Raw genomic sequence first — 17,829 nt, forward strand, 5'->3', positions numbered from 1 at the left:
TACAATCGGCTATGCTTTAAAACATGCGAATTTTACCGTGCAGCGAAACGGAAATGAAATTCGTATTTCACAAGGGCTGTTTGAGAAGAAAGAAATGGTTTTAAAACTGCACCGAATTCAAGCGCTAACAATGAAAGAAGGAATTCTTCGTCAACCTTTTGGATATTGTTCTCTTGAAGTAGAAGTGATTCAAAGCATAGATACAAAGGATATGCATGTCATATTGCATCCGCTCATGAAGAAAAAGGATGTACAAGAGTTGTTGACATATTTAAAGTTGCCGTATGACATGGAAGAGGAAATTGTACATTTGCCAAAAGCAGCGCTAAGCCGTTATCTGATTATGGGGTGGATGATTTTGGGGGCTATTGCGGCACCGATTATAGGAGCAAGTGTGTATTTTGAGCAATATAGTGCTTTATTTACCTTAGTGCCATTATTTTTATTCTTTACGATTCTTGGATATGCCAAGCATAAAACGGGTGGCTATGCGATAACAGGTGATCAGGTAACGCTTGTGCACAGGGGGATTGCGAAGTATACAGGTTTTGTGAAAAGAAGACATGTACAAGCAATGACAAAATCGCAATCGTATTTTCAGCGGGGAGATCGGTTGTATACATATATTGTAGTGGTAGCTTGCAGCGCCATGGGGCGTCATTATGAATTGAAGCATGTGTGTGAAGAGGATGTAGCTTTTATGCATGAGTGGTATAAGAAAAAATAAAAGAAAGTTAGGTATGTAACCCGGATAGTAGATAATTCTAAAGTTCTATTATGCGGTTTTTTTTATGCTATGGTCACTCTTAAATTAAGAATGGGAGAGATAGGTGAATATTAGAAGCTCAGTGCAGGCAGTTATCATCAAAGATAATCAAATATTAATGATAGAAAACAACACTTTCCCTGCATGAACTGTCCGTAAAAGCCTGATTGGTGAAAGCACCTCGCTGATTAAAGTTTCACTTTATTTAGTTAAAAATGGACACTTATAAGCATATTTTGTGGTTAGAGAACTTAAATAAATGTGTGAAGATTCATTGTAGAGGAGAGAAGTGTGATGGGATTAACAATTTTACATATAGAAGATGATGAAGAAATTGGATTATGGGTAAGTGAGTTTTTTACTGAACGGGGATATAAAGTAATTTGGTTGAAGTCTGGCCATCATGCATTTGATTACATGGAACAAACGGACGTTGTTATTATGGACATTATGCTTCCGGGGCTCGATGGTTATACAGTTGGGCAGCGAATGAAGCGAAAGTTTCCTGAAATACCAATTATGATGCTCACAGCGAGAGCTTCAATAGAAGATAAACTGCAAGGGCTTGCTTTTGCAGATGATTATATGACGAAGCCGTACCATCCTGATGAACTCGAGGCCCGCATTCATGTTCTCTTAAGGCGACTCGGTGTGGTTTCCACGGATCATATCCAGTTGAACCATTTAAGTATTGACCGGAAAGCCAACCGTATTTTAAGTTCACAAACGAATAAAGAGATTGTCTTAACTGGTAAACAGTTTCATATCTTTATGTTTCTTCTCAATCACCCAAATCAGATTTTGACTCAAAAGCAAATATATGAAGCTGTGTGGGAAGATTCCTATATAAAAGGGGATCGGACCCTTATGGTCCACATTCGTTATTTGCGTGAAAAAATAGAGATTGATCCCAGTCATCCGCAGATTATCGAGACGATTCGCGGCATCGGGTATCGGTTGAAGTTATGAATATTCGAAAATCACTCGTTACCAAATATTTGTTATTGATCCTTGCCTCTTTACTCATGTGGCCTATTTTGCCAGCGATCTATTATTTACCTGACATTTTGCTTAAACAAGATGCGATATATGAGCCGCTGGAAATAGAGAAAATGTGGAAATATGAAGCTGAACAACTACATGAAGCTAATGAGAATACAATCAATGAAAAACTCGGTAAGATCCAAGGACATTATCCGAAAGCTGAGCTGTTTTGGGTCAACAAAGCAGGGAAAGCCCATGTGATCAATCAGCGTATCGTAGACATTCCCGATCAATGGACACCTTTGAGCCTTATCAACTATCTCGATAGGAAAAAGCAACAAGATACATTCACTGTGACAGCTACCATTGGTAAAGATGGTGAACAAGGATTTATGATATTTCAGATCCCAAAATCTATTACGACGCTTGCGATTCAGCCAGTAAATGGAGATCTCTTTTTAATCCTTATTATTTTTGTCGTAGGTGTTTCGATTGTAGTGGTATCTTTGTTATTTTTCTTAAGTATTCGCAAAAGACTTATACAACTTCAAAGCGCAATGTCAGATACCGTAAATGATGGAATACCTGATAAGGTTATAGTCAATAACAGTGATGAGATTGGACAATTGGAAAAAGCCTTCAACAGAATGATTAATCAGTTAAAAGACAGTCGGAAGCGCGAGAAGGAAGAAGAGTATCTACGAAAACAATTGATTGCGAATATCTCCCACGATTTACGGACGCCTTTAACCGTTATTAGACAGCATGCCTACTCCATTCAGAATAACCCTTCGTCCTTAAAAGCAACCGCATCGGTACAAATTATCGTCAACAAACTGAACGATGTTGGAAAATTACTTGAAAATCTTCTTACTTACACATTGCTTTCAGCTGGAAAGTATCCATTAGAGAAGACAAACATAGATGTGATTGAAGAGCTACGTAATGCTGTCGCCGAGTGGTATCCGGTTTTTGAGAAAGAAGGTTTTGAAGTGGATGTTCATTTGGCTGACTGTTCATTGATTTGGCAGGTGGATCCTCTCTGGCTGCGCAGTATATTGGATAACCTGTTTCAAAATGTCATTAGGCATGCTAATTCTGGCGGATATATTTGTGTAGAAACAATTGATCGTGACAGCGACTTATTTTTGGTCATCAGAGATAAAGGGCGGGGAATGGAGCACCGTTCAGAAGCAAAAGGAGCGGGCATCGGGCTATCTATCGTTTCGCTCATGACCAAGGAAATGGATATTTTTTGGGAGGTATCCAGTTCACCGAAAGGTACATGGCATTATTTAAGGAAAAAATTAAACTAGATTTAAACTTGAGGTCACCTCGATTTTCCATTCGCTCAATACAATGGATATCGAGGTGATTTTTATGGTAGCTAAAAAAGGAAATAGCCTGTGAGTAAGGTTAGTGGCAAACTTGGATGCATGTGTATAAAAGAGTAGATCAGTTTCAAGAAAATAATAGGAAAGGGTGTTTTTTGAGTGGATTCAAAGACTCCGATTGACAAATCTAGCATGGATACAAATTATGCATTGCCTTCACCAAAGAAAAGAGAAGGAATGAGTCTAAAGCGATGGCCATCTTGGATTGGGTATATAGCCATTGCTTGGTCAGTCCTTTATGGATCGATGCACCTTTACTGGTTGTTTGGAGGAGAAGGGTATCCTTTTAAGAGTGAAAATGGTATGGATTTGTTTGCTGGAAAGGTTACTTATCTTCCGCCTTATGTTGGAGGTATCATATTTGTTGTTCTTTGTCTCATAGGTATAGTGGTTGGATTTTCAATGAGGAAGCCAGTGGAAAAAACTTTCCAACAGCGGCTTATCCTCATCTATGCCTGGGGATGGGCGGCTGCTTTACTCCTCTTTGTACCGGATGCCAGTCTGATTGCGGCCATGGCCTATGCTTTTTTATTAAAATTTAAGTTTGACTGGCTGATGTTCAATCAAATTATATGTGTTCTAGGAGGAATATCTTGGGGGTTTTTCGCTGTAGCTTACCGAAGAAAAATACGCCATGCATGTGAATATTGCGGAAGGAAAGCGGACGGGAAAACATCTCTTCTCATGCGATGGAGTCGATGGATTACCTATCTTGCGGCTCTTGCTCCTATTCCATACGCAATTACGCGCTATGCTTGGGCATTGAAAATCCCGCTAGGAATTGACGCGAAGTTTTTGCAGGACTTTTCCAATGTCAATCCAGCGCATCAGATTACGGAATGGACTTTCGGATCGATATGTATCGTTGGTAGTATTCTTACGCTAGGTTTGATTCAGAAATGGGGTGAAACATTCCCGCGGTGGTTCCCATTCGTTAACGGTAAGAGGGTGCCAATCCTACTGGCGGTGATTCCAGCATCTTGTGTGGCGATTGCTGTAACCGCTGCTGGTTTCACCTTTACTTCCGCTTTTGTCGCGGTTAAACTCCACCTCGTGCCTACAGATAATATTTTGCTGAGTCACATTTGGGGTTCAATAGGACCAATGCTTTTATGGATTCTCTGGGGGATAGCGCTAGGTCTTGCTTCTATCGCTTATTATTATCGTAGGAGAGGTCGATGTAACCATTGCGGTAGAGATGAAGTAGAAAGTATTTCTGGATAACAGGATCATAACTTTGTGGAAGACATAGAAAAAAGCTGTAGCTTCTTCTCAATCGAAGTTACAGCTTTTTTGTTTAAGCTAATACATCAAACGTCGTCACAAAAGAAGGTCTTGAGAAGATACTCTTTTGCGGCTCTGCACTCGCTTGCGTCGGACGTTTTTTATGTGCGTTTTCGAAAGAACGTGATTCAGTCCAGTCTTTAAAGTTTTGCTCTGTTTCCCACATTGTCATAATGACATATGTATCGTTACTTAATGGGCGCAGAACGCGGATTGCTTGGAAGCCAGGTTCGTTTTCAATCAGTCCTGCACGGTTTTTGAAACGATTTTCAAAAACGGGACGGCCTTCGTCTGTAACGGAAATGTTGTTACAAACAATAAATCCAGGTTGTCCTTTAAATTCTCCAACAGCGTCTAGCACGTCATAATGAAGTGCTCCTTCTACCGCTTCTTCTGTATTTTCTTTATAAAACATATCTTTGTCATTATCTTTTGCAGTGAAATGTGGCTTTTCTAGAGGTGTTTCGTATGAAATAATCGCTTTCATTTGTAATGCCCCCTTTTATGTGTTTGGTTTCATTATAGCAACTCTTCCGAAAAAGTTCGAAGATTATATACATAAAGAGAATCGTTTTTCAAATAATAAACATACCATCATTTGGAAAGAAGGACGATGTATGAAGAAAATAAAGTGGACTTTAATAAGCGGCGTAGCAGTGTTTGTAGTTGCGATTGTACTCTATAAACTGATTGTGTTAGCTGGTGGTTATATGATGGATGAAAAAAAACTTGTTTTCCACTCTTCATCACGTATCGTTGATCAGCGAGGAAAAGAAATTACAAAATTATATGTAGAAAATAGAGATCTTGTACCGATTGAGCAAATTCCGAAACATGTGCAGCAAGCATTTATCGTTGTAGAGGACTCCAGGTTTTATGATCATCATGGAATTGATTATCCTTCTGTATTTCGCGCGTTGTATAAAGATGTTTTAGCGAGAGAAAAAGTAGAAGGTGGTAGTACGATTACGCAGCAACTCGTCAAAAATGTTTTTTTAACTCATGAAAAAACGTTCACGCGTAAATTAAAAGAAGTAGCCATCGCTCTTAAATTAGAACAAACCTATACGAAAGATCAGCTACTTGAAATGTATATGAACCATATTTATTTCGGTCATGGAGCGTACGGAATTCAGGCCGCAGCAAAATTGTATTTTAATAAAGATGTAGAAAAGTTAACGGTAGAAGAAGGGGCGCTACTTGCGGGGCTTCCGAAATCACCAAATGGGTATTCTCCGTTTCTGCATCCAGAAAAAAGCAAGGAACGCCGTGATTTAGTATTGTCTCTTCTCCATAAACAAGGGTATTTGTCAGCAGAGGAAAGCGTTCGCTATCAAGGGAAAACAATTGCGCTATATAAAAATTTAGATGAAAGGGAACTAGCTTATATGCCGTATGTCGATATGGTTGTAGATGAAGCGGCGCGTTTGTATGGTTTATCGCATCAAGAAGTTCTCCGCGGAGGCTATACATTTGTCGTTTCTATGGATGAGAAAATTCAAAAAGTAGCTTACGATCAATTTCAAGATGTGCGGAATTTTCCAGGGAAAGAAAACGGGGCACAAGGTGCTTTTTTATTAATGGATCATGCGACGGGAGGCATTAAAGCCGCAATTGGCGGGAGGGAGTATGTGCCAAGAGGATTTAATCGAGTGTTTGCAAAACGTCAACCAGGTTCTGTTTTAAAGCCGCTTATTGTGTACGCACCGGCGCTAGAAACGAAAAAATATAATCCGTATTCTTTATTAACAAATGAACGAGTCTCTTTTGAAGGATATGAACCGCGAAATTATAATCACAGGTATTCAAAAGAAGTAACGATGTATGATGCGCTCTTGGAATCGGCAAACGTACCAGCTGTATCTTTATTACATGAAATGGGAGTCGAAGAAGGGAAGCAATATTTAGAGAAGGGAAATATTCATATTGCAGATGCTGGCTTAAGTACGGCACTTGGTGGGCTGAAAGAAGGCGTCTCTCCATTTGAACTTGTAAAGATGTACCGTGCATTTTTGGCAAATGGAAAAATTATTGAGCCACATGTGATTGAGCGGGTGCTTGATCGGCACGGAAAGGTTATTGGAGAATCACCTAAAAATGAAACGAAAGTTTTTTCAAAACAAACGGCATGGTATATGACAAAAATGCTGGAAGGTGTTGTAAGAGAAGGAACCGCAAAGATGGGCGAATATAAAGGGGCACTAGCAGGGAAAACGGGTACAACGTCACTTCCAAATCAAAGTGAAGGTGCTAGAGATGTTTGGTTTGTTGGATATACGCCGAGTTTAGTAGGTGCCGTATGGATTGGATACGATCGTACGGATAAAGAGCATCAACTGTACGATGGAAGTGCGTCTGCAACAGAATTATTTAAAAAGATTTTAACGAAAGCGAATGTACAAGATAAACCGAAGTTTAAGCAGCCAAAAGGTGTTGAGACAATCGGAAACCCAATTCACCTAAGTAGAATTGAAAATATAGAAGCGAAATTATCGTTTAATCCATTTGGTTTATTTACGACGAAATTGTGCTGGAAACCACTGCAAGATAAAAGGGTTATATATCGAATTTATAAGGTTGAGAATGGAGTCCATACTCATGTTGGAACAGTAAAAGGGATTGGTGAGTATGAAGACAAGTTTACGAATATATTCGCGAAACCAAGTTTTTATGTTGTCCCGTATAACCCACAAACAAATCGAGAAGGAGAAAAGACAAAAGTAGCTAAACCGTAGTTTTTGCTTATGATATAATAAGAATGTTGTGAAAAAAGTAAGCGGTTTTACGAACGTTTGTGTCAATTTCATGAACAACGTACATAAAGTTATGCATTTTGTTTTTACAAGCTGTATAGTAAAAAAAGATAAAAATATCGGATAGGATTCGTTAGAAGCATTGGTAAGGAAGGGAGCAAGGGTCTTGGTAAGAACTATAAATGAGACATTTTTAAAAGCGTGTATGGGGGAACAAACAGAATATGTACCAGCATGGTATATGAGGCAAGCAGGTCGTTCACAGCCTGAATATAGAAAGATAAAAGAAAAGTATTCTTTATTTGAAATTACACATAATCCGGAGCTATGTGCGTATGTTACAAAGCTTCCAGTTGATCAATATAATGTAGACGCAGCGATTTTGTATAAAGATATTATGTCACCACTTCCAGCAATCGGTGTGGATGTAGAAATTAAATCGGGGATTGGACCGGTGATTGATAACCCAATTCGTTCGTTACAAGACGTAGAAAAACTTGGCGAAATTCATCCAGAAGAGGATGTTCCATACATATTAGATACAATTCGTTTATTAACAAACGAGATGTTAGATGTTCCGCTAATTGGTTTTTCAGGGGCGCCATTTACATTAGCGAGTTATATGATTGAAGGTGGACCTTCTCGTAACTATCATAAAACGAAAGCATTTATGTATGCAGAGCCGAAAGCTTGGTTTGCGTTAATGGATAAGCTTGCAGATATGGTCATTACGTATTTGAAGGCACAGATCAAAGCAGGAGCAAAAGCGGTACAAGTCTTTGACTCTTGGGTTGGAACAGTGAATGTAGCAGATTACCGCACATTTATTAAACCTGCAATGGAGCGTATTTTCACGGAAGTTCGCGCTATGAATGTTCCAATGATTATGCACGGCGTTGGAGCGGGGCATTTAGCAAATGAATGGAATGAATTACCTCTTGATGTAGTTGGACTTGATTGGCGTCTGTCAATTGAAGAAGCGCGCGCACGTGGCATTTATAAAGCGGTGCAAGGTAATATGGATCCTTCTTTCTTACTTGCGCCATGGGACGTAATCGAGGAGCATGTAAAAACGATTTTAGATCAAGGAATGAAGCAGCCGGGTTATGTATTTAACTTAGGTCACGGTGTATTCCCAGAAGTAAATCCAGATACATTAAAACGCTTGACTGCATTTATTCATGATTATTCGAAAGAACAGTTAGCGAAGTAAAGGAGGATACGGATATGAAAAAGAAGATTGGTTTGCTTGTCATGGCATACGGAACACCGTATAAAGAAGAAGATATTGAACGTTACTATACACATATTCGTAGAGGCAGAAAGCCAAGTCCAGAAATGTTAGAGGATTTAACAGAACGTTACCGTGCAATTGGCGGTATTTCTCCTTTAGCTACGATTACATTAGAACAAGCGAAAAAGTTAGAACAACGTTTAAACGAAATGCAAGATCATGTGGAATTCCACATGTATCTTGGTTTAAAACATATTGAGCCTTTCATTGAGGATGCTGTCGGGGCTATGCATAACGATGGGATTGAGGAAGCAATTGCCCTTGTTCTTGCTCCGCATTATTCTACGTTCAGCGTAAAATCATATGTTGGCAGAGCACAAGAAGAAGCAAGTAAGCTTGGAAACTTAACGATCCATGGTATCGATAGCTGGTATAAAGAGCCTAAGTTTATCCAGTACTGGATAGATGAAGTGAAAAAAGTATATAGCACTATGTCAGAAGAAGAACGCGAAAAAGCAGTTTTAATTGTATCTGCGCATAGTTTACCAGAAAAAATCATCGCTTTAGGTGATCCGTATCCAGAACAGTTAAATGAAACAGCTGATTATATCGCACGTGGTGCGGAAGTTCCAAATTATGCGGTTGGTTGGCAAAGTGCTGGCAATACACCGGACCCATGGATTGGGCCAGACGTACAAGATTTAACGAGAGAATTAAATGAAAAATATGGTTACACTTCATTTGTATATGCACCGGTTGGATTTGTAGCTGAACATTTAGAAGTGTTATATGACAATGATATTGAATGTAAAGTCGTAACAGAAGAAATTGGAGCGAAGTATTATCGCCCGGAAATGCCAAATGCATCAGACGCATTTATTTCTTGTCTAGCAGATGTCGTGTTAAAAAAACAAAACGAAGTTTCATAATCCCAGAGGAGAGGAGGGGCCTTTTTGAAAAAGAAAGTTGTTATCATCGGTGGTGGAATTACAGGTTTAACAACAGCGTATTACTTACAAAAAGAAATTCGCGAAAAAGAATTGCCGGTTGATACATTGTTAATAGAAGCGTCGGGCAAGCTTGGAGGCAAAATTCAAACCGTTCGAAAAGATGGATTTACAATTGAGCGTGGTCCAGATTCTTTCTTAGAAAGAAAAGAGAGTGCAGCTAGATTGGCAAAAGAACTAGGGCTTGAAGATCAGCTTGTAAACAACGCAACTGGTCAGTCATTTGTTCTTGTGAACAATCGATTACATAAGATGCCGAGCGGATCCATGATGGGAATTCCAACGCAAATTACCCCGTTTTTATTTTCAGGATTGTTCTCTCCGATTGGTAAAGTAAGAGCAGGTTTTGATTTTGTATTACCACGTTCAAAGCCTGTTTCTGATCAATCACTTGGTCAATTTTTCCGTCGTCGTTTAGGAAATGAAGTGGTTGAAAATTTAATTGAACCATTGTTATCTGGAATTTATGCGGGAGATATTGATCAAATGAGTTTAATGTCAACATTCCCGCAGTTTTATCAAGTAGAGCAAAAATATCGTAGTATTTCACTCGGTATGCGTAATTTAGCTCCGAAAAAAGCAAAAGATGCAGCGCCGAAAGGAATCTTTTTAACATTAAAAACAGGTTTGCAATCTATTGTGGACAGGGTAGAAGAGCGACTCGATGCGGGAACAGTTGTGAAGGGAACTCGCATTGAAAAAATCGCAAAAATGGGCGACGGTTATACGATTACACTAAGCAATGGGAAAGAAATTGAGGCGGATTCCATTGTGGTTGCTGCGTCTCATAAAGTACTGCCATCTATGTTTGCGCAGTATAAAGAGTTCCGATTCTTCCGCAATATTCCATCGACATCCGTTGCGAATGTTGCATTAGCCTTTCCAAAAGAAGCCATCAAGCGTGATATTGATGGAACAGGTTTCGTTGTATCTCGCAATAGTGATTTTTCGATTACAGCATGTACGTGGACACATAAGAAATGGCCACATACAACGCCGGAAGGGAAAGTACTTCTTCGCTGCTATGTTGGGCGCCCTGGTGACGAAGCAATCGTCGAACAATCAGATGAAGAAATTGTTCAATTTATATTAGAAGACTTGCAAAAAACAATGGATATAACAGCTGAGCCAGACTTTACTGTCGTAAGTCGCTGGAAAGATGCAATGCCGCAATATACAGTAGGACATAAAGAGAGAATGAAGAAGTTAACAACATTTATGGAACGAGAATTACCTGGTGTATATTTAGCTGGTAGCTCTTATGCAGGTTCTGGTCTTCCTGATTGTATTGATCAAGGGGAAGCAGCAGTAAGGAATGTATTGTCTTATTTGGAAAAAGTGGATGAGACGGAATTGATTGCGCAGTAATGATAAAAACAGGAGCTAGTGGGCTCTTGTTTTTATCATTATTTGTTGTTTGGTCGATATCCTTTGTCGAATCGCCGATATATTCGAATTTGCGCTGATATAAGTTCATTTACTGATATATGTATAAGTTATCATTTTATATTTTCTAATTCTTTGTATTCATACTGAATCATCTTATTATTGTGAATGACACATCGATGTTCAAGAGTCTTCGAGTCATCCAGAATTTTAGGTAAAATGTGAGGGATGATCTCATCTAACCCATAATTCTCTTCATCTAAGAGCCACGAAATCTTTTTCCAGTCTAATATGCCCTCAGCTACTTTTTTAGGAGTAGGGTAAGAATAATCTTGTGGAAGCGTAACCAAGTACACATACATACCGCCAAAATAGGCATCATCAAATTCCCACATAGCCATTTGTGATTAATTGATTGACGGCATGTGAATCGATATAGCCTGCACCACCTAAAACTAAAACTGTCATCTAGTCATTACCTCTCGATTTGTACTTTGTAATTCTTTGATAAAGCGATCAAACCCTGCTCTACCATCTTTATTCATCTTATAGACACCAGCATCTTCTAAGACGCGTTCAAATTTTTTTGCAACTTCAGTTTGAAGAAAGCTTTGGATGGTCTCTGCCGTATAGCCGCCCTGGGATTTTAATTCATCTGCCCATTTTTGATGGATTTCAGGAACATTGGATTCCTTATCTAACAAGTACAGCTCAACTTCATGAAGCTCCTCAATCAAACGTGGAGGGAGAATTGCAAGGCCCATGACTTCAATAAGTCCGATATTTTCTTTCTTAATATGCTGTACATCTGGATGTGGATGAAAAATTCCATCAGGGTATTCTTCACTTACATTATTATCACGTAGTACAAGATCAATTTCATACTTTTCTTCGCGACGCCGCACAATTGGTGTAATCGTATGGTGTTTTGTGCCATCTTTTGATTGCGCACGAATTTGTAAGAATTCATCTGAATAGTTCTTCCAACTTTCATGGATGTAGGTGCTGGCATTAATTAGTTCTTCTTTGTTTAAAGAAGAGAGGCGAATCACACTCATTGGCCAGTTGACAATACCGCAAGAAATATTTGGGTAGTCAGATAGTTCAAATGTTTTAAGAACTTTAGCCTTTGCCATTGGAAAGTTATGGCGTCCAGCTTGATAGTGATCATGACTTAAGATAGATCCTCCTACAATAGGTAAATCCGCATTTGAACCAATGAAATAATGTGGCATGATTTCTACAAAACTAAATAAACGAGAGAATGCCTCACGAGAAATTTTCATTGGTCGATGCTTCTTAGATAATACGATGGAGTGTTCGTTAAAGTATGCATATGGTGAATATTGAAAACCCCATCCTTCTCCATCTAGCTCGATGTTAATGATTCGGTGATTGCTTCTACCTGGATGGTTCAAGCGACCGAAATACCCTTCATTTTCAATACAAAGTAAACATTTTGGATAATTGCCCCTTGGTGCATTTCTAGCCGCTAATATTTCTTTTGGATCTTTCTCTGGTTTGGACAAATTAATAGTAATCTCAAGTTCACCATATTTTGATTCTGTTAAATAATGAATATTTTTTTCAATCGCACGGCTCTTTATATAATCATTGCGTTTACTTAGTTCAAAGAAATAATCCGTCGCTTGTTCAGGACTTTTGCGATATGCCTCCTGAAAATTCGCATTGACCTTGGATGGAAGTGGTGTAATCACATTCATTAAAAGCGCTTCGAACATATCACGATTAGCTTGGTTTTTAGAGATAATAAGATTTTCCGTCGCTTTATCCATAAGCGTATCTAACAGCACATGTGGGTCCGTTTCGACTACACTAGTAATCTCTCCCATTTCCGATTCGCCAATCAAACGTAATAGTTGATTGTGCATATAAATTCGGTCGTTTTCCTCAATGGCTCCACTCTCAATTGCAAGTGTAGTAAAATCATAAATTGCTTGACATGTGTTCATCGTTTCCACCTCATTCATCATCCAATCACTGTAGTTCCACTATCAATGTGTGCCACATAAAAGACAGGCGCATATCCCACAACTTTGAGATATTCATCATAAACATTGTTTTTAAAAGTGTGGGTTTCACTTTCTTTTACTAATGCGATAGCGCATCCCCCAAATCCTGCTCCAGTCATACGGGCTCCAAGCACACCCTCTTGTTTTTGCGCAGCGGCCACCAATGTATCTAATTCAAGGCCGGTTACTTCATAGTTATCTCTTAAAGATGTATGAGAAGCATTCAATAGCTTTCCGAATTCTTCTAAATCACCTGCAGTAAGAGCTGCTTTGGCCTTTTTTGTGCGTTCATTTTCGTAAACTGCATGCTTCGCACGTTTAATTAGGATTTCATCTCCAATAAGATTTTGATTTTCATCAAATTCTGTTTCGCTTAGTTCTCCAAGTGCACTAATCTCTAACTTCGTTTGGAGACGTGCGAGTGCTTCTTCACATTCAGCACGGCGCTCATTATATTTTGAATCTGCTAGCTCACGACGTTTATTAGTATTCATAATTACAATAGCATAGTCGCCCAAAATCACTGGAACCATTTCATACTCTAACGTATTGGTATCAAGGAGAATCGCTTTGTCTTTCTCACCAAATCCAATGGCAAATTGATCCATGATACCAGAATTTACACCGATGAATTCATTTTCAACTTTTTTACCCATTTTCACTAATTCAAGTCGCGTTACATCTAAGTTGAACAAGTCTTCTAATACTACGCCTACAAGTAATTCAAGTGAAGCACTACTTGAAAGTCCCGCTCCATTTGGAATCGTTCCTTCAACTAATAACTCAAAACCACAGTCTATTTTATGACCTGCTTCTTTCAGTGTTAAGATAACTCCTTTTACATAATTTGCCCAATTAGCATTTTTATCGTAATCTAGTTCATTCAACGTGAAACTAATCACTCCAAGTTCTTCAAAGTTCGTTGAGTAAACTAATACTCTATCATCCTCACGACGTCTAGCTACTCCGTAAGTTCCATAAGTAATAGAAGCAGGGAATACATAGCCACCATTGTAGTCTGTATGTTCTCCGATTAAGTTGATACGGCCTGGAGAAAAATATTGAGTTGTTTCTTGAGGTCCAAATACCTCAGCAAATTTTAAAGCTAGTTCACGTTTCTTTTCCATAAGTATAAACATCCCTTTTGCATTCATTTTAAATAAGGAAATTAGCTCAGTATTCACTGGCTCACTTCTAACAGTTCATCATTATCTCTAGACACAACATATAATTTTTAAAAAATTCAGATGGTAGTATCTAATTTTTTCTGTACATGTTTCATATTTAAAGAGACTATCCAAAATATGATCTCAAGTAATATGAAATTCTGTTATCGTTTGATAAGTTGAATCTGCTCTAAGAACCATATCCCCAAAATCAGAATACTGTTCAGCACCCGGGGAAACCTGTGTTTCAAAGGTAATTCCGCCATGGTTTGCAAGTTGTTTGCCATGCATGAGAGGCGTATTCTCACCAAAATTTGCCGTAAAGATGACGACACTTGGTTCTTTTGTGGCTATTTCAATTGTAACCACTTCATCCGGGCTAATGAGTTTCACTGAACTATGTGATAGTTCAGGTTGATTCAAGAAAAATGGGTGATCAATTCCATCCACTAATTCTTTTTGACCAAAAGTACTATTGAAGGTTTCTTTGAGTTTAACTGGCTTTCGAAAATCAAACGCAGTTCCTTCTACAGGCAACTTTTCACCAATTGGAATACTTTCCCGATTAAGTGACGCAAATCTATCACTATCCACCCATAATGTGTGTTCATTTACAGGTTGCGTTACATCACCAGTTAAGTTGAAATACACGTGGTTTGTTGGATTAAACAAGGTATCTTTGTCACTTGTCGCCCTAGTTTCTACTTTCCAAACATTCGTGTTAGTTAACGTGTAACGTATCTCGACATCAAGATTCCCCGGAAAACCATTTTCACCATCTTGACTCACCGTGTGAAAAATCACTGAGATCTCATCATTATTATCAATAACTTGATATTGCCACTTTTTGCTTTCAAATCCTGGAGTACCGCCATGTAAAGTGTTTCCGGTTGTCTCATCAATTTGTACTTTATAGATTTTCTCATCAATTTGAAAAGTTCCATTTTGAATTCGTCCAGCTACTCGTCCAATTGAGGCACCAATATATAAATCTTTTTCAAGATATTCCTGTGCCGTATCAAAACCAAGTACGAGCTCACGTAGACCATTCTTTGTTGGTACCTTTAAACTCGTAATCCGAGCACCTAAATCTGAAACAGTCAATTGCAGGCCATTCAGATTGGTAATAGTGATAATCGTATAACCTGCACCGAAATCTTTTGTTGTAATGTTCATTTTAGATATCCTCTACTCCTTTATTTAGAATGAGCAAGTGCAGTACTAGAATTGAACTCTTCAGTTGCTTTCTCGCCATGAGTTAGCTTTGCTTCTAGCTCTTTGACGATTTGTGCATGTTTTTTCTCTGTTAATGTGATCTTCCATGCAAAAATGATAGCAGAGAAAATCATGAGTGCTGCTGGAAGGTAGAACGCATAAGCATGAAACGTCGAAACACCATCTGCAGTAATGTCTGCTGCTGTAGCATTGCCGGTCATCCCAGCAGCAACAGCTACAAGCCCAACGATCCCGTTTGATAAAGCTCCGGCAATTTTATCGAGTAATGGACGAATTGATAAAGTCACAGCTTCGTTTCGGGTACCATTTTTCCATTGTCCATATTCAACTGAGTCGGTAATAGTCATCAAAGCCGAAAGGAAAATTAGCTGCTGAGGGAAGTAGTAGAGCACCAATCCCACCATAACCACTGGTAAACTTGTTCCAGCTAAGATGAAACATACATATGCCAGAAGCATCATCACAATACCGCCAATATAGACAAAACGTCTTGAAATTAATTTCGTGAGCGTTGGGAAAAGTGGAACAGCAATTAAGCCTGATACAGCTGCAATTAACCCCACAATCCAGAAATCACCTGAATTTCCTAGAATATATTTGAAGAAGAAGAATAACACAGCAGTAGTTGCAACATTGGCAATAGCATATGCAATATATGAAAGTGCTAGCCACATTAACTGATCGTTTTTAGTAATAGCTTTGAAAATATCTTTAATGCCTGCTTTTTCTTGTTGCTGACGAATTACGCTATCATTTTCTTTTGTGCCAAGTGCTGTAATAATCGCTGTTCCACCAGCAATAACAGCAGCAATCAAGCCAAACCAAAACCAACCAGAGGCACCTTGAGAATCTTTACCAGTCATCAAGAAAGTAAAGAAGGTGACGATTGGTACAACTGCTAGTGTAGTCCCATTTGCACCAAGTGATGAACCAAGTCGTGCAAATGTTGCCAATTTTTCTCGTTCCTTGGTGTCAGTGCTTAACGCTGGAATCATCGACCAAAAAGCAATATCCTTAAATGAATAAAAAATATCGAGCAAGATATAAACAATTGCAAACAAAATGATGAACAGTGTAGTATTATGAATTGCAAGACCAAAGAAATTGGTAAATATGCATACAAGAAAGATAGAACTAACTAAACCACCAATGACTAACCAGGGCTTAAACTTCCCGAATCTCGTTTTTGTGTTGTCAATTACTCCTCCAATAATCGGATCAAAAACAATTTGTACCAATCGGATTACTACGATTAAACTCGTAATAATTCCAATCATTTTTCCGGTCGTTGCTTTATCAGCCCCAGTGAACATCGCACTCGTAACAAAGACCATAAAATAGGTGCTCAAAGTTGTATAAAATATGTCATGACCAAATGCACCTAAGGCATAGGAAACACGTTGTTTTACTTTTTCATTCATTTTCATTCTCCTTTTTTGTAATTTTTCTCTTCACTGAATTTTAAGAATGATATAAAAGCGTTTACAAAGTTAAGCATAAAAAAACTAACGAACTACATTAATTTCCTTCCTATGGTTTTCTTTTTCAAGTATAGTTTAACAAGAAAGCGTTTTCTGTTTTATATCATTTTGTGACCTTGATTTAACCTTTTGTTGCAGTTCTTCCTTCAAAAGGTAGATTAGGTTATAGTAATCACGAAGAGGGAGAAGCCCATGGAACAAGCAATCTTTATGAAAAAAGAACACTGTTACTTCTCAAGCGAACTATATTTTGATTTTTGTGGTTTTTCAAAAACACTGCCTTTTCATACTTTTGGACCAGCTGTACGTAACAGCTATATTATTCATGTTGTGTTGGATGGAAAAGGAACGTACTATGTAAAAGATAAAAAATATTCATTAAAGAAAGGAAATATTTTTCTCATTCGCCCAGGAGAGTCGACCTTTTATCGCGCGGATGCAGAAGAACCATGGGTGTATGCGTGGCTGTCATTTGGTGGGAAGGTAGCAGACGAAATTATTTATTATTCGAGTTTTAAAGAAGATAACCACTCTGTTACTTCAACTAATATTCAACAATATTTGGATATTATCTTGGAGTGTATGAATTGCTCCCACGGTACATTAGAAGACGAATTAAAGTTGAATGAGTTGACCTATCGGTTTTTAAGATTATTACTTACAGATGGTGTCGAATTCTCAACAGGAGTAAAGCAAAAGTTTTCACGACTCGCGGTTGAAGCGATGACATATATTGGAGAGCACTATGTAGAAGAGATTACAGTAAGTGATGTGGCAAATCATCTTGCGGTCAATCGAAGTCATCTTTCGCGGGTCTTTCACAATCATTTCGGGATGAGCATGAAGGACTGGATTTTAAGGGTGCGTATGAATCACGCAGCGTATTTACTTTCAATGACAAATGAATCAGTAGAGAACATTTCTTATGAGGTGGGCTTTCGTAGTTTAGTAGTCTTTAGCCGCATATTTAAAAAAGTGACTGGAGAAACACCTACGCATTATCGAAAACGTATGTCGAAAGAGAATTTCCAAACAATCTCTTTATCAAGCTTGAAGTTCTTACTTGATGAACAAGAAATTATTTCACGGGCCACTTAGGAAAAAT

General features: G+C 38.4%; 15 protein-coding genes. 9 read left to right on the forward strand and 6 right to left on the reverse strand.

Going from position 1 to position 17,829, the window contains the following annotated elements:
• From KFD70_RS07370 to KFD70_RS07385, 4 genes are all read left to right on the forward strand, one after another.
• On the forward strand, window positions 1–727 hold a 727-nt coding region (locus tag KFD70_RS07370), incomplete at its 5' end, for a PH domain-containing protein (protein WP_431613079.1).
• A gap of 333 nt (window positions 728–1,060) precedes the next feature.
• Window positions 1,061–1,735 carry a response regulator transcription factor gene (locus tag KFD70_RS07375; protein ID WP_431613080.1) on the forward strand — a complete coding sequence of 225 codons (675 nt, stop codon included), beginning with the start codon at window positions 1,061–1,063 and terminating at the stop codon, window positions 1,733–1,735.
• Entirely contained in the window at window positions 1,732–3,066 is a 1,335-nt protein-coding gene (locus KFD70_RS07380; protein WP_431613081.1) for a HAMP domain-containing sensor histidine kinase, read from the forward strand. Before KFD70_RS07375 ends, KFD70_RS07380 begins: the two co-directional genes overlap by 4 nt.
• Window positions 3,067–3,243: 177 nt before the next feature.
• Window positions 3,244–4,368 carry a hypothetical protein gene (locus KFD70_RS07385; RefSeq protein WP_336450885.1) on the forward strand — a complete coding sequence of 375 codons (1,125 nt, stop codon included), beginning with the start codon at window positions 3,244–3,246 and terminating at the stop codon, window positions 4,366–4,368.
• Window positions 4,369–4,441: 73 nt separating this feature from the next.
• Here the strand turns inward: KFD70_RS07385 and KFD70_RS07390 are convergent, their stop codons facing one another.
• Complete coding sequence (locus KFD70_RS07390) at window positions 4,442–4,915, reverse strand: antibiotic biosynthesis monooxygenase family protein (RefSeq protein ID WP_336450886.1); 474 nt, start codon at window positions 4,913–4,915, stop codon at window positions 4,442–4,444.
• A gap of 130 nt (window positions 4,916–5,045) precedes the next feature.
• Here KFD70_RS07390 and KFD70_RS07395 point away from each other — a divergent pair, with 130 nt between their 5' ends.
• From KFD70_RS07395 to hemY, 4 genes are all read left to right on the forward strand, one after another.
• Complete coding sequence (locus KFD70_RS07395; RefSeq protein ID WP_431613082.1) at window positions 5,046–7,163, forward strand: transglycosylase domain-containing protein; 2,118 nt, start codon at window positions 5,046–5,048, stop codon at window positions 7,161–7,163.
• Window positions 7,164–7,347: 184 nt separating this feature from the next.
• Complete coding sequence (gene hemE / locus KFD70_RS07400; RefSeq protein ID WP_336450888.1) at window positions 7,348–8,394, forward strand: uroporphyrinogen decarboxylase; 1,047 nt, start codon at window positions 7,348–7,350, stop codon at window positions 8,392–8,394.
• 14 nt (window positions 8,395–8,408) lie between these two features.
• Complete coding sequence (gene hemH, locus KFD70_RS07405) at window positions 8,409–9,344, forward strand: ferrochelatase (RefSeq protein ID WP_431613083.1); 936 nt, start codon at window positions 8,409–8,411, stop codon at window positions 9,342–9,344.
• Between the two features lie 24 nt (window positions 9,345–9,368).
• A complete protein-coding gene (gene hemY / locus KFD70_RS07410) occupies window positions 9,369–10,790 on the forward strand; it encodes a protoporphyrinogen oxidase (protein ID WP_336450890.1) in 1,422 nt (473 codons plus the stop codon).
• Window positions 10,791–10,921: 131 nt separating this feature from the next.
• Here hemY and KFD70_RS07415 read toward each other — a convergent pair whose 3' ends face one another.
• The 5 genes from KFD70_RS07415 to KFD70_RS07435 all read right to left on the reverse strand — a co-directional run bounded on the left by KFD70_RS07415 (window position 10,922) and on the right by KFD70_RS07435 (window position 16,670).
• Window positions 10,922–11,164: an NUDIX hydrolase gene (locus tag KFD70_RS07415; protein ID WP_336450891.1), complete on the reverse strand. Its 243-nt coding sequence runs from the start codon at window positions 11,162–11,164 to the stop codon at window positions 10,922–10,924.
• 108 nt (window positions 11,165–11,272) lie between these two features.
• The gene (galT, locus tag KFD70_RS07420) at window positions 11,273–12,802 is read right to left on the reverse strand and encodes a UDP-glucose--hexose-1-phosphate uridylyltransferase (protein ID WP_336450892.1); all 1,530 of its coding nucleotides are present in this window, start codon (window positions 12,800–12,802) and stop codon (window positions 11,273–11,275) included.
• Window positions 12,799–13,968 (reverse strand): galactokinase, encoded by a 1,170-nt coding sequence (locus KFD70_RS07425; protein ID WP_336450893.1) that lies wholly within the window; start codon window positions 13,966–13,968, stop codon window positions 12,799–12,801. The genes galT and KFD70_RS07425 overlap by 4 nt, the downstream gene beginning before the upstream one ends.
• A 183-nt stretch (window positions 13,969–14,151) precedes the next feature.
• Entirely contained in the window at window positions 14,152–15,183 is a 1,032-nt protein-coding gene (locus tag KFD70_RS07430; protein WP_336450894.1) for a galactose-1-epimerase, read from the reverse strand.
• A 20-nt stretch (window positions 15,184–15,203) separates the two neighbouring features.
• Window positions 15,204–16,670 carry a glycoside-pentoside-hexuronide (GPH):cation symporter gene (locus tag KFD70_RS07435; RefSeq protein WP_336450895.1) on the reverse strand — a complete coding sequence of 489 codons (1,467 nt, stop codon included), beginning with the start codon at window positions 16,668–16,670 and terminating at the stop codon, window positions 15,204–15,206.
• Window positions 16,671–16,916: 246 nt separating this feature from the next.
• Here KFD70_RS07435 and KFD70_RS07440 point away from each other — a divergent pair, with 246 nt between their 5' ends.
• Entirely contained in the window at window positions 16,917–17,822 is a 906-nt protein-coding gene (locus KFD70_RS07440; protein ID WP_336450896.1) for an AraC family transcriptional regulator, read from the forward strand.
• Window positions 17,823–17,829 lie beyond the last annotated feature (7 nt).

This window comes from Bacillus pfraonensis (assembly GCF_050768835.1).
GTDB lineage: Bacteria > Bacillota > Bacilli > Bacillales > Bacillaceae_G > Bacillus_A > Bacillus_A pfraonensis.